Source organism: Kitasatospora sp. NPDC048365, from assembly GCF_043200835.1.
In the GTDB taxonomy this organism is placed as follows: domain Bacteria; phylum Actinomycetota; class Actinomycetes; order Streptomycetales; family Streptomycetaceae; genus Kitasatospora; species Kitasatospora terrestris.
This window is the reverse complement of sequence record NZ_JBICYJ010000008.1, coordinates 179,628-191,892: the sequence shown is the minus strand read 5'-3', so window position 1 is coordinate 191,892 and position 12,265 is coordinate 179,628. Positions and strand designations below refer to the sequence as shown.

The 12,265-nt window shown below is 74.5% G+C and carries 11 protein-coding genes; 6 read left to right on the top strand and 5 right to left on the bottom strand.

Annotated elements, in window-relative coordinates:
- Positions 1-11: 11 nt before the first annotated feature.
- The 4 genes from ACGFX4_RS10995 to ACGFX4_RS10980 all read left to right on the top strand — a co-directional run bounded on the left by ACGFX4_RS10995 (position 12) and on the right by ACGFX4_RS10980 (position 5,392).
- Positions 12-308, top strand: coding sequence for a hypothetical protein (locus tag ACGFX4_RS10995; RefSeq protein WP_393071864.1), 297 nt, complete (start codon positions 12-14; stop codon positions 306-308).
- Between the two features lie 84 nt (positions 309-392).
- The gene (locus ACGFX4_RS10990) at positions 393-1,646 is read left to right on the top strand and encodes an MFS transporter (RefSeq protein ID WP_393071862.1); all 1,254 of its coding nucleotides are present in this window, start codon (positions 393-395) and stop codon (positions 1,644-1,646) included.
- Between the two features lie 217 nt (positions 1,647-1,863).
- Complete coding sequence (locus tag ACGFX4_RS10985) at positions 1,864-2,502, top strand: three-helix bundle dimerization domain-containing protein (protein WP_393071860.1); 639 nt, start codon at positions 1,864-1,866, stop codon at positions 2,500-2,502.
- Between the two features lie 262 nt (positions 2,503-2,764).
- On the top strand, positions 2,765-5,392 hold the full coding sequence (locus ACGFX4_RS10980) for a type VII secretion system-associated protein (protein WP_393071858.1): 2,628 nt from the start codon (positions 2,765-2,767) through the stop codon (positions 5,390-5,392).
- Positions 5,393-5,451: 59 nt separating this feature from the next.
- Here the strand turns inward: ACGFX4_RS10980 and ACGFX4_RS10975 are convergent, their stop codons facing one another.
- The 5 genes from ACGFX4_RS10975 to ACGFX4_RS10955 all read right to left on the bottom strand — a co-directional run bounded on the left by ACGFX4_RS10975 (position 5,452) and on the right by ACGFX4_RS10955 (position 10,541).
- Positions 5,452-5,913, bottom strand: a complete 462-nt coding sequence (locus ACGFX4_RS10975) for a hypothetical protein (RefSeq protein WP_393071856.1) — start codon at positions 5,911-5,913, stop codon at positions 5,452-5,454.
- Positions 5,913-8,480 (bottom strand): putative T7SS-secreted protein, encoded by a 2,568-nt coding sequence (locus tag ACGFX4_RS10970; RefSeq protein WP_393071854.1) that lies wholly within the window; start codon positions 8,478-8,480, stop codon positions 5,913-5,915. Before ACGFX4_RS10970 ends, ACGFX4_RS10975 begins: the two co-directional genes overlap by 1 nt.
- Positions 8,480-9,100 (bottom strand): hypothetical protein, encoded by a 621-nt coding sequence (locus tag ACGFX4_RS10965; protein WP_393071852.1) that lies wholly within the window; start codon positions 9,098-9,100, stop codon positions 8,480-8,482. The genes ACGFX4_RS10970 and ACGFX4_RS10965 overlap by 1 nt, the downstream gene beginning before the upstream one ends.
- A complete protein-coding gene (locus ACGFX4_RS10960; RefSeq protein WP_393071850.1) occupies positions 9,100-9,492 on the bottom strand; it encodes an SseB family protein in 393 nt (130 codons plus the stop codon). The genes ACGFX4_RS10965 and ACGFX4_RS10960 overlap by 1 nt, the downstream gene beginning before the upstream one ends.
- Before the next feature lie 152 nt (positions 9,493-9,644).
- A complete protein-coding gene (locus tag ACGFX4_RS10955) occupies positions 9,645-10,541 on the bottom strand; it encodes an aminoglycoside phosphotransferase family protein (protein ID WP_393071848.1) in 897 nt (298 codons plus the stop codon).
- 174 nt (positions 10,542-10,715) lie between these two features.
- Here ACGFX4_RS10955 and ACGFX4_RS10950 point away from each other — a divergent pair, with 174 nt between their 5' ends.
- Complete coding sequence (locus ACGFX4_RS10950) at positions 10,716-11,948, top strand: MFS transporter (protein WP_393071846.1); 1,233 nt, start codon at positions 10,716-10,718, stop codon at positions 11,946-11,948.
- Positions 11,949-12,038: 90 nt separating this feature from the next.
- Entirely contained in the window at positions 12,039-12,257 is a 219-nt protein-coding gene (locus ACGFX4_RS10945; protein WP_345701068.1) for a hypothetical protein, read from the top strand.
- The last annotated feature ends 8 nt before the right edge of the window (positions 12,258-12,265 follow it).

The following is a 12,265-nucleotide window of genomic DNA, read 5'->3' as shown; positions in this document are numbered from 1 at the left end:
CAGGAGGCCAGATGATCGGGGTGCTCGTCACTTTCACGCAGGCCGAGAAGTTCGATCACGCGACTCTCGCAAAGATCGCAGGCGAACTCCGCGGTCCCTTCGAAGGCATGGCCGGCCTGCGCTTCAAGAGCTTCATGCTCGACGAAGACAGCGGGCAGGCAAGGAATTTCTACATCTGGGACGACGAGGAGAAGGGGCGCTCCTTCTTCACGGAGGAGATCGTCGACAAGGTGACGGGGATCTACGGCGTCCCGCCCAAGGTTGAATTCTTCGAAGTCGTGGGGTTCGTGGACAACTCCGGCGCCTGATTCCCCAGAGCGCTTTCGCGCGGATCGCCCTTCCTCGACGGCCGCCCCCGGCCCGGTCTCCGGGCGGGGGGCCGGGCGGGCCCTGTGGTCGCGCTCGGTGGTCTGCCGTTCGCCGGGCCGTGGTTGCCGGGTCAACTATCCTGGTGCATGGGCGATTTGATGAAGAGCGGACGCATCCGGGTCCTGGCGGCATTCCTGTCCTTCGGGACGTACTGGGGGGCCTGGGGTGCGTTGCTCCCCGAGCTCCAGCGCCGGAGCCGAGTCGGTGACGGCGGACTCGGCGTGGCCATCCTCATGATCGGTTTCGGGGCGCTGTGCTCCATGCGTCCGGCCGGACGGGCCGTCGACCGCTGGGGGAAGCCCGCCGTCACGAGCTGCATCGCCGCCATGGCTGCCGCGGGGTTCCTCCCCGCGCTCGCGACCTCCGGCGCACTGCTCGTCGTGACGCTGGTGTTCACCGGTGCCGCCTCCGGGGCGATGGACGTGTCCGTCAACGCGCTGGCGGCCGAGGAGGAAGCCCGCTCCGGCCCGATCATGAGCGCGGCGCACGCGTGCTTCTCGGCAGCCGTCGTCGTCGGCGCGCTGTCCTCCGGTGCGCTCCTCGACCACGGGGTCGGTCTGCGCGGGCTGCTGGGGATCGTGGCAACGGTCGTCCTGGGAACGGCTGCACTCGTGCACGCGCTCGGCCGCGACGAACCTCCGCCGAGAAAGCACGGCGAACGGCAGCACACGCCCTGGACCCGGTCCCTGATTCTCCTGGGAGTGTTCTGCGCCCTCGCGTACCTGGTCGAGAACGCATGGCAGAGCTGGGCCGCGGTTCTGCTGCGGTCCGCGTTCTCCAGCAGCCCTCAAGCAGCCTCCGTCGGGCCCGCGTTGTTCGCCGCATCCGCCGCGGCGGGCAGAGCCCTGAACCACCGACTGCTCGCGGGGCGGACGGAGCGAAGCGTGCTCATCGGTGGCGCCCTGGTGGGCGCGGTGGGGACGTTCGCCGCAGCCGTCGCCCCGACGGCTGCGCTCACCCTTCTGGGCGTGGTGATCGCGGGCCTCGGAACATCGGTCTGCGCTCCGGTCGTCCTCTCGCTCGCCGGCCGGGCCGGCACCGTCGATCAGCGGGCCTCGGCCATCTCGATCGTGACCACCCTGGGCTACGTCGGGTTCCTGGTCGGTCCGGCCGCGGTGGGGTTGACCGCCGCTGCCACGAGCCTGCGCACAGCCCTCGCCTGCGTCGCCCTGGTGGCGGTCGCCCTCGCCGCCCTCGGTGCTGTCGTTCGGCCCGGTGCGGCAACCGGCGATCCCGCCCGGTCGCCGACCGGCGGGACGGCGGCGGCCGAGCGGTAGACGCTCGCGCACCTCACGGCGCTCGTCGGCTCGCAAAATGTGTCATGTACAAGCCATGAATGCATTGGTCCAGGTCAGGATCGGGCACCGCCGTGGTGGAAACGCCGCGCCGGCGGGCGATCCGGTCGGCACGGCCGGAGAATGCTGGCTGCGGGACGGTGAGTCGGGCGGCCGGCGGTGCCGGGCGAGGCGGGCTGATGCGAAGGGGTGTGAGCTGATGCAGACGGCGTCGGATTCCTGGGCGGCAGAGTGGGCGAGGCTGGCCGAGCAGGTGCCGGGCGGGCGGCTCGCGGCCGGGTTGCTGGTCGATCTCGTCGCCGATCCCCGGCAGCACCTCGCGCGGACGGCGACGTTCCCCGTGAACGGCGCGGCGGCGGCTCTGCGCGTCGAGCCGCGCCGGCTGCGGGAGGCGCTGCGCGAGCTGGCGGACGTGGGCCTGACCACCGTGGCCGACCACGACTCGGGAGAGGCCGGCGAGGTCGTCGTGGTGACCCTCACCGTGCCCGCAGCCGAGGCGAAGGGGAGGGCCCGTGCCGCGGGCGCCGGCGAGGCGGCATCCGCGGGCGGGGGCCGTCCGCGACCGTCCGACGGCGGGTCCGGGCCGCTGCGGGTGGGCGGTGAGAGCGTGGACTGGGCCTCGCCGGAGGACGAGGAGGCGATGGGTCTGGTGGCCGCCCGACTGAGGTCCACCCACCCCGGGGCCGACCCGGCGACGGTGGACGCCCTTGTCGTACGGGCCTACGACGAGTTGCGCGACGCCAAGGTCCGGACCTTCATCCCGATCCTGGCCGAGCGCCGGGTCAGGAGCCTGCTCGCGGCCTCCCCGCCGGACACCCGGCCTGCCCGGAGCGGCTGACCGGGCACCCCCCCCGGGCGGACCTCGGCAGGCGACGGCCGTGGCCGGCCTGATCGTCGGGCGCACGTCGTCGGCGGACGCCACCCGGGCGCCGATGCGCCGACCGCACGTGTTCGTCCTTCCTCGCCCCCTCGCCCCCTCGCCCCCTTGCCCGGTGCTCGGCGGTCCGGTCCCGCGCGGGACACGGGGAACGAACGATCGAGCAGGGCCCGGACGGTGACGCCATAGACTGTGCGCCGGTCCTGACAGGGGGAGAGCGCGCATGGTGGGCAACGTCGACGGCTGGCTTCCGCCGCTGCGGGCCGGCCGGCAGCCGGCCGGGCGGGCGCTGCTGGCATGGCTGGACGACGCGGCCGCTCCCCGGCTCTGCCGGGTGACGGGCGGCCCGGGCAGCGGGAAGACGCACCTGGTCCGGTGGCTGGCGACGGCCTGCAGTTCGCCGGGCGGCCGGCGGGTGGACGTCGCGGAGTCGGCGGCGGGCCTCGGCCCGGACGACGTGAGCCGGCTGCTCGCGCGGCGCCTCGGCCTGCCGGCCCGTACGCCGGACGGGCTCGTGGCCGCGCTGGGCGCCGACCCGCGGCCCCGGCGGATGCTGGTGTGGGACGTGGACCGGGCGGCCGAACCGGCCGCCGTCGCCGTGTTCCTGACCCGTCTGGCGGGCCTGCCGCACGTACGGGCCGTCCTCGACCTGGGCAAGCACGGGACGCCGGAGGCGGTGGCGGCGTTCCCCGGCGCCGCCGTCCTGGACCTGGACGACCCCCGCTGGACCGACCCCGCCCGGTTCGCGGCCTGGTACGGCAAGCTCGGTGGCGGAGCCCCGTTCTCGACCGAGGACGTCTTCCCCGCCCCCGGCCCCGCCCTGCTCGCCGCCCGGGTGCCGGCCGACGCCGACCCGTCCGCCGGGTACGCGACCGCCTGGTGGGCGGCGCTGCCCGCGGAGCTGCGCCCCGCCGTGCGCGCGCTCGCCGCCGCCGACCGTCCGCTCACCCGCACGGAGTGGGCCGCGCTCGCCGGGCCCGAGGCGGTCGGCCGGGTGACCGAGTGGCTGCCGGCCACCTCCGAGGCCGAGGACACCTGGTCGCTGGGCATCGGCCCGCTGCGCGACACGGTCCTCGCCGGTGCGCCCGCCCCCGACCACGACGCCGCGGTCCGCGCGCTGGCGGCGGCGGTGCCCCGGGTCGCCGACGGCCCCGACCTGCCGGCCGCCGACCCGGGCGTGCTCGGCCTGCTGCTGCACCACGCCGTGGCCGCGGCCAAGCCCGAGGCCCTGCTGGAGGACCCGCGGTTCCTCGCGTACGCGGACCCGGTGGCCGTCACGGCCGGGTTCGCCGCGCACCCGCACAGCCGCTACGCGGCGGCCTGGCGCTCGGCCGCCCCGGCGCTGATCGGCACGTCCAACGCCTGGGCGCGGGCCGCCGTGCTGCGCAGCCGCCTGCTGGCCACCGACCCGGCCGCGGCCGCCGCGCTGGACCGGCCCGGCCCGTGGCGCGCCGAGTGGGCCGCCTGGTGTGCGGTGGGGGAGCCGGAGCTGCTCGCCGGGTCGCTCACCCGCGGTGCCTACAGCGGCTACGCCGTGCTGGCGGACGCGGAGGGCGGCCTGAGGGCCGTTCAGCTGGCGACCGGTCAGCTGAGCGACGTGCCCGCCAACCCCGTCCCGGCCGGGCTGCGCGCGCTGGCGGCGCTGGAGGACGGCGGCGTGGTGGCGCTCGACGGGGACGGCCACGCGGGCCTGCTGGCGGGTTCCGCCCTGCCCGCGCTGCCCGCCGCACCCGACCGGGCGACGCCCACGGCACTCGGCCCGCTGCTCGCGCTCGGCGACTCGGCCGGGGCGGTGCACTGGCGGGCCGCGGACGGCGGCACGGCGACCCAGCGCCTGCACGAGGGCCCGGTCGCGGCGGTCGGCGGGACGGTGCTGGCGTCTACCGGACGGGTCCTGCTGGTCAGTGGCGGCCGGGACGGGTGCGTACGGCTGTGGCGGCCCGGGTCCGCGCCGATGGCGGCGCCGGTCGACCGGCGGGACTGCCCGGTGACGGCGGTCGCCGTCGCCCACGCGCCGCAGGGCGTGGTGATCGCGGCGGCGTGGGCCGACGGCCTGATCCGGGTGCGGTCGCTGGACGCGGCCGAGGGAGCGGTCGACGTCCGGCTCGGCTCGCCGGTCCGGTCGGTGCTGATCGACGCCTCGGGGCGGCTGGTCGCCGTGCTGGCGGACGGCGTGCTGTGCCTGTCGGTCGACCCGCAGGCGCCCAACAGCCGCGACCTCTCCACCACCGGGGGCTACTACTTCTCGCCCGAGCCGCCGCCCGCCGGCCTTCCCGCCGTGCCGGGCGCGGCGGAGCCCGCGCTGCCCGAGGCGGTGGTCGGCGAGGCCCGGCACCGGCCCGGTCAGTGGCTGTTCCTGGTCGACACCGCCTTCGACGCGGCCGGCTCGGTGCCCTCCGAGGGCATCGTCGGCTGCTGGCAGATCGACCACCACGGCGCCCCGGCCCGGTACATCGCGAACCCGGCCCACCGGTCCGCCCGCGCGGCGGCCGACCTTCCCGAGCCGCAGAGCGAGGCCGAGGCCGTGCTGCAGCAGCTCGCCACCGGGATCCGCGGCCCGCAGGACCTGCTGGCCACCCTCCTCGGCGCCGAACTGCACGTGTGCACGGTCGACGCGTCCGGCGCCCTGTTCACCTCGCTGGGCGTGCGCGGCGGCCACGCGGTCGACGCCTGCACCTCCGAGGGACTCGTCCCCCGGCACTGGGCCGGTACCGCGGTGCTGACCGGCCGGGAGCTGGCCGCCGCCGCGGCCGGGTGCGACCTGCGGCTGAACCCCGGCAGCAAGCTGACGGTGACCTTCCCCGTCGACGACCTCGCCCGGAACGCGAGCGCGGTCCCGTCCGGTCAGTAGACGGCAGGATGCCGCCGGCCCGTGCGGGCCGGCGGCATCCGGGAGCGGTGGTGCGGGGGTCAGGACCCGCGGCGCACGCGCGGAGTCTCCGGCTTGGGCGCCTGGTTCGCACCCGCGAGCTCCCGCAGCTCGGCGAGGCCGCTCGCCAGGGCCCGCGAACCCGGCACGACCCGGCCGATCTGCGGGTTGCCGGGGCTCGCCGCCAGCTCGGCCAGCGCCTGCGACGGGGTGAGACCCCGCGCCTTGGGATCCCGCAGCTTCATCGTCCAGGCGACACCGGCGTTGTACGCGTCGTCGCCACCCGCCGGGCGCACCTGCCACCCCGCCGCGTCGTCGGCGTCGCACGCCCACACGTAGCCGAGCACCCCGTCCTCACGGGACACCGTGACGTACTCGACGGCCTTGTCCGTGGTGTGGACGTACCGGGCGGGGCCACCCGGCACCACGCTGAACTGCATGTCCTCGTTGAGCCGCTCATTGCCCCAGCTGTACGCGCGCTCGCGCTCGTCCTCGTCACTCATCACAGCACCTCACCATAGACATGCCACTGGCCGCCCTCCTGAACCACCCTGGTCGCCCGCCATTGGAGGCCGCGCCCCAGCAGGATCTCCCGCTCACCGACACCGAAGGCGCTGACCTTCTCCACCCACAGCGCCGGCGTCCCCGCGGGCACCCGCAGGTGGAGGACGGCGTCCTTGCCGGCGAACGCCCCGGCGGGCCCGCCCAGCGAGGCGGAGGTGTAGGACTTCTCGTCGAAGACCTGGCCGGCCATGTCGGCGGGGTCCATCTTGATGTGCCCGAGGTCGGTGCCGCGGGTGACCATCACGTCCTCCGGGATCGGGTTCGACTTCAATGCCCGGTCCATCGCGTCGACGTGCTGCGCGATGTCGTCGGGGACCGGGCCGTCGGAGCGCAGCGCGCCGTTGATCTCCTTGTAGCAGGGCTTGCCGCCGTTGTCCGCGGCGTTCTCGTACGTGTAGTCGCGGACCGCCGACCGGTCCTCGGGGGCGATCTCGTCGAGCTTGCTGTTCCAGTGGTCGGCGCCGTACCGCATGGCTTCGTCGTTGTCGGCGAACTTCCGGGCGCCGCCCGAGATCTCGTCCTCCGCGACCTGCATCTGCTGGTCCTTGGACAGCGCGGTCCAGTCGTCGTCCGACATGTGCTTGCCGTGACCGGCGTCGGAGTCGCCGCTGTGACCGCTCTGTCCGTCGGACGTGCCGTGCTCCGAGCTGCCGTGCTCGGACGTGCCGTGCTCGGACGTGCCGTGCTCCGAGCTGCCGTGCTCGGACTGGCCGGCGGGCTCGTCGGCGCCGTGACCGGGCTGGTGCTCCTCGGGGGTGTGGCCCGGCTGGTGCTCCTCCGGCGCGTGGTGGCCGGTGGTCGGCTCCTCGGGCACGTGGGCGGGCTGCGTCTCCGGGGTGTGGCCCGCCGGCTCGGGCGTGTGGCCTGTCGGCTCCGGCGCGTGGCCGTGGGGCTGGCCAGCGGGGGCCACGTCGTCGCCGTGCACGTACGACGCGGCGTCGCCGCTGCCGTGCTCCGCGGGGTGGAAGCCGGTCGGCTCCGTCGGCGCGGGTGTGGCGTGCGGGGTCGGCTCCGGTACCGGGTGGGCGACGCCGGCGGTCTGGTCGGCGCCCCCCTCCCACGGGCTCTTGACGGTCCAACCCTCGGGCAGGCCCGCCGGGTTGGTGGGGGAGACGCCGGGGTGCGCGCCCACGACGGCGTTCTCCCCGGCGTGCTCGACGCCCTGGACGGCGGCCTGCTCGCCGGCGTTGACCGCGGCGTGCTCGCCCGCGTTGACGGCCGCCTGCTCGCCCGCGTTGATCGCGGCGTGCTCGCCGGCGTTGATCGCGGCGCTCTCCCCGGCGTTGATCGCCGCGTGCTCGCCCGCGTTGATCGCGGTGCGTTCGGCGGCGCTCACCGCGGTGCGCTCGGCGGCGCCGATGCCCATCCGCTCGGCGACCACGGCGGCCTCGCTGCCGCCGCCGGTGAGCATGCCGGAGCCCACGTTGAAGATGAACTTGCCGCCCGCCTCGAACGGGTCCGATCCCCACCCCGAGCCGACCAGGGCCTTGCCCAGCTCGACCGGGTGGTTGGCGGTCGTCACCAGGCCCGCCAGCGTCGTGCTGACGTGGTCCATGTACTGCGCCGGGTGGGTCAGGTTGTACGGGTCCATCGGGTTCAGCCCGCGGGCGAACTTCACCAGGTCTGCCGCACCCTTGACGATGCCGCCCTCGAGGTGGAGGTAGCCGACCGCCACGAAGTCGCCGGCGTCCTGGATGCCCGCTTCGAGCCGCTGGGTGAAGCTCGGCTTGGCCGGGGCGTGCCCGGTGATCGCCCGGATCGCCTGCGCCGCCGTCCGGCCCGCCTCGTCGCGCTGCTTGCGGGCGCTGCGCAGGATCTCAGCGGCCTGCTTCGCGCCCTCCACCCCCGGGTCGCGGAACTCCTTCGGCATCGGCGGCGGCGGGCCCGGGTCGTTGCCGCTGCGGGCGTAGTCGTTCCAGGCCTTCGCCTCCTGGTTGTACCAGTCGACCTCGCGCTGGTAGGCGTTGCGGGCGTCCTCGGAGGCCTTCTTCGCCGCGTTGTACGCCTCGATCGCCTGCTTCGCCTGGTCCTGCGCCCAGGTGACGGTCTGCGCGTACGTTTCCAGGGCCCGGCCGGCGCCCGCGCAGGCGTCCGCGGCGGCGAGCCACATGCCCGGCTGCGGGGCGAACTTGCTGCGGAAGGCGTCCGCGGCCTCGCCCTGCCAGTGCTCGTGGTCCAGCCGGGTCAGGCCGGAACCGGTCTCCTCGAAGGCGGTCCCGAACTTCTTCAGGTGGCCGACGTTCTCACCGATCGTCTTGACGTCGCCGTGCACCAGCTCGGTGGGGTCGTCGGTCTGGCCGAGCCCGAGCTCGCCGACCTGGGCGCCCATCGAGTCGGCGAACTCGTCGCCCCACTTGTCCACCGCGTGCGCGGCGTCGTCGAGGCCGATCATGTCCAGGCCGTCGCCGAGGATGTGCGCGTTGGCGTCGACGAAGCCGCCGACCGCCTTCTTGCCCGAGTCCCAGGCGTCCGAGATGCCTTCGCCGATGCTGTCGAGGAGGCCCATCAGTGGCTCTCACCGCTGAGCTGCTGCGCCCGCTCGTTGAGCGCCTTGGCCTCTTCCCGGGCCCGGGCCGCGGCGGCCGGGTCGTACGCGAGGTTGGGCTGGCCGAGCGCTATCCGGCTGTCCAGCAGGTCGGCCTCGGTGTTCTTCCACGCCGCGGCCGAGTGGTTCGCCGCCGCCTCGAAGGACTGCGCGGAGTAGTCGGCGTTGGCGACCTGACTGATCGGGTTGTCCTTGAGGGTCTCCTCCCAGGAGCGGCCCTCGACCTGCTCCTGGGTCAGGTTCGGGTTGCCCATCGCCGCGCTGTACACGTCCTTGGCGACGCCCGAGATGTACTGCTCCTGGTCGTGGTAGAGGCCCGCGGACAGGTGCAGGCGCTCGGCGATCTGGTTGCCGTCCTGCACCATCGCGCGGACGCCCCACGCCCACCGCTCGCAGAACTCGTCGAACACCTGCTGCAGGTCGGCGAAGCCGATCTGCATCCCCGTCATGCTCAGGTTGTCGAAACCGCGGCCGATCTCCGCGTTCTCCACGATCCCGATCGACTTCAGCTCCTCGATCGAGTGGTTGATGCCGTCCGCGGTCGACTTCAGTGCCTGCGGATCCACCTGGTAGCCGGCCATCAGTTCCTCCCCGCGTCGACCGCGGCCTCGTCCGGCACGATCCCGCGCACCGGCGGGAAGAGCATCGGCGTCCGTCCGGCGGCGTCCAGCGCCACCCCGGCGGGCATCCCCGCCGCGGCCGTACCGACCTCCAGCAGCCGCGACCCGCGGACCGTCAGGTACGGCAACTCGGCCTCCTGGAAGCCGCGCTGCTCGGCGAAGGCCGCCATCTCCTCCTCGCCGGTGAACGCGTAGATCCAGCGGATCCCGCCCTGGTCGCCGGACCACACCTGGCCCCGACCGTCGTGCGGCAGGTAGAGCAGCGCCGCCCGGAGCTCCGCCACCAGCAGATTCGGATCCCCCACCTGCGCGTGCATCATCCGCAGCTGGTGCAACAACCCAGCGTTGTCCACTCGCCCTCCCCCGAATCCCGGTCGCCTGCCCGCGGTCACCTGCCCGCCGAACGCTCCGGATACCCTAGCGAGCCGCGACCACAGGCAACGAGTGGACTACCGCCGAAGGTCTCCCGGTTCCACCGGCGGCCGCCGGGAGGTCCGTGCCGGCGTCAGAGACCGTGCAGGACGCGGTCGAGCGCGGACCGGCCCACGGGCCCCCACTCCGGCTTGCCACCGGGCAGACCCCGGTCCCCGCTCAGGCCCATCGCCATCAGGAACAGGCACTTCATCGCGGCCAGCCCGCGCGCCCGCCGCACGGTCGCCTCGTCCACCCGTACGTAGCGGTCGAAGAAGCGTGCGGCGCCGCCCGCCGGGAGCAGCAGCCAGGCGGCCGCGAGGTCCCACGCCGGGTCGCCGGCGAAGAGCGCGCCGAAGTCGACCACACCCGCCAGGGTGCCGTCCGCGACGACGACGTTCGCGGGGTGCAGGTCGCCGTGGACCCACACCGCAGGGCCCGCCCACTCCGGGGTGTCCACCGCCTCGTCCCAGACCGCGCGGATCTCCTCGGCGAGGTCGGCCGGGGCGGCGTCGCGGAAGAAGTGCTCGAACCCGCCCGTGCAGTCCCTGGGGTGGAGGCTGAAGTCCGTGGCGGTGGGCGCGTCGGCGGGCGCCGGCACGTGCAGCGCCCCGAGGAAGTCCGCCAGGGTGTCGGCCGCGTGGTCGCCGCGGGTGATCCCGCCGTGGTCCAGCGGCGTGCCCTCGACCCAGCTCATGACGGTCCAGATCTTGGGGAAGCGCTCCGACGGCACTCCGTCCCGGACCGGGACGGGCACCGGGAGCGGCAGGCGCGCGGCCAGCTCCGGCAGCCAGCGGCGCTCCTTCAACTGCAGCTCGGGGCCGCTGTCCATCCGCTGCATCCGGACCGCCAACTTCGGTCCCAGGCGCCACATCTGATTGCCCCAGCCGCCCGCCACCTCGCGGACGGGCAGGTCGGCCAGGTCCGGATGCTGCTCCCGGAGCAGCTCCCGGACGAGGTTCTCGGTGATCTCGATCTCGGACTCGATCATGCCGAGTCACGCTACCCGCACGGGGCGGCCGTGCGGCCCCGATCAATTCGATTGCCGCCGGGTCGCAGCCCCGGATACGGTCCGCGCATGCCCGCCGCGCCCCGTGTCTCCTAGCTCGGACACCAGCTTCGACGCCACCCTTGTGTCCTTGAGCTGTTACGGAGCGTAACGTCAATGCATGCCCTGCGCGGTTCCGGCCTGTTCCGGAACCGGGACTTCTCGCTGCTGCTAAGTGGCCAACTGGTCTCCGCCGTCGGCGACCAGGCGCACTTCACGGCCCTGCCCCTGGTCGTGCTGGCCCTGACGGGATCGGTGACCCAGGCCGGCTTGGTGCTCGGCCTCGGAACCGTCTCTTTCCTGGCGTTCGGCCTGGTCGCCGGAGCCCTCGCCGACCGGTGGGACCGGAAGACCACCATGATCTGGTGCGAGCTCGGCCGGGCCGTGCTCGCCGCCGCGGTCGCCGTCGCCCTGTGGTGCGACAGGCTCACCATGCCCCAGCTGTACGGCACAGCCGTGCTGGCCGGGATCCTGACGACCCTCTTCCACGTGGCGAACACCGCGGCCCTGCCCAGCGTGGTCGGTCCGCGGCACGTCTCCGCCGCGCTCGGCCTCTCGCAGTCCGCCGCCGGAGCGGTGGCCGTCGTCGGGGCCTCCCTCGCCGGGGTGCTCTACGCGCTCGGACGGACTGTCCCGTTCGCCGTGAACGCGGTCTCCTTCGCGATGTCCGCGGCGTCCCTGGGGCTGATGCGCTCCCGGTTCCAGGCGGACCGGAAGGCGGACCGCACGGACGTCCGGCTCACCGCCGAGATCCGCCAGGGGCTCGGCTGGCTCTGGCGCCAACCCGTCATCCGCTTCCTCACGCTGGTGTCGGCCGCCGACAAGGTGCGCTACGGCGCGGGGTACCTGCTGATCATCACCCTCGCCCGGCAGCTGGACGCCTCGCCCCTGTGGATCGGCGTCGTCTTCAGCGGCGCGGCCGTCGGCGCGATGGCGGGCGCGCTGGTGTCGGACCGGGTCACGCGCCGGTTCCCGCTCGGGCGGATCGCCGTGGCCATGCTGTGGGTGGAGGCGCTGATGTTCCCGCTGTACGCGCTGGCCCCCACCCCGCTCCTGCTGGCCGCCGTCGCGGCCGCCGAATCACTGGTGGCCCCGGTGTACACGGTGGCCATGACCACGCACCAACTCGCGATCACCCCGGACGAGTTGCGGGGGCGCGCGACGAGCGCCGTCTCCACGCTCACCACCGGGGCCCTGTCGGTCGGCACTCTCGCAGGCGGCGCGCTGATCGCCGTACTCGGCGCCGAGCCCCTGGTCTGGCTCTGCGCGGCATGGCTGCTGGCGTTGGCCGTCCTCACGACGGCCAACCGGGCCGTGCGGCAGGCGCCGCCCGCGGGGACGCTGTCGTAGGGCCTCGGATTTTCGCAGATCGCACCGGGCCGCGCGGCCGGAATCGGTGAGCGGGCGGGGCCCGGTGCGATCCCGGTTAGCGTGGAGGGCATGCGCGGCAACGTCCACCACTCCCGGCACTGCCCGACCTGCGGCACGCCCGTCTCGGAGGGACTGCAGGGCGGGCACGTCTGCCCGCTCTGCTACCGCGTGGAGGAGCCGCCCGGCGAGACGCTCGCCCGCGAGCGCTGGTGCGCCACCAAGCGGCAGCGGATCGCCGCCGCCCGCAGGGTCTGGGAACGCGAGGGCCTGGTCCCGCGCCGGAGGTGACCGGCCGT

Coding starts and splice junctions, on each gene's coding strand:
- ACGFX4_RS10955 (WP_393071848.1), bottom strand. CDS start 10,541: ATGATCGAGTCCGAGATCGAGATCACCGAGAACCTCGTCCGGGAGCTG.
- ACGFX4_RS10965 (WP_393071852.1), bottom strand. CDS start 9,100: ATGGCCGGCTACCAGGTGGATCCGCAGGCACTGAAGTCGACCGCGGAC.
- ACGFX4_RS10950 (WP_393071846.1), top strand. CDS start 10,716: ATGCATGCCCTGCGCGGTTCCGGCCTGTTCCGGAACCGGGACTTCTCG.
- ACGFX4_RS10985 (WP_393071860.1), top strand. CDS start 1,864: ATGCAGACGGCGTCGGATTCCTGGGCGGCAGAGTGGGCGAGGCTGGCC.
- ACGFX4_RS10980 (WP_393071858.1), top strand. CDS start 2,765: ATGGTGGGCAACGTCGACGGCTGGCTTCCGCCGCTGCGGGCCGGCCGG.
- ACGFX4_RS10945 (WP_345701068.1), top strand. CDS start 12,039: ATGCGCGGCAACGTCCACCACTCCCGGCACTGCCCGACCTGCGGCACG.
- ACGFX4_RS10975 (WP_393071856.1), bottom strand. CDS start 5,913: ATGAGTGACGAGGACGAGCGCGAGCGCGCGTACAGCTGGGGCAATGAG.
- ACGFX4_RS10995 (WP_393071864.1), top strand. CDS start 12: ATGATCGGGGTGCTCGTCACTTTCACGCAGGCCGAGAAGTTCGATCAC.
- ACGFX4_RS10970 (WP_393071854.1), bottom strand. CDS start 8,480: ATGGGCCTCCTCGACAGCATCGGCGAAGGCATCTCGGACGCCTGGGAC.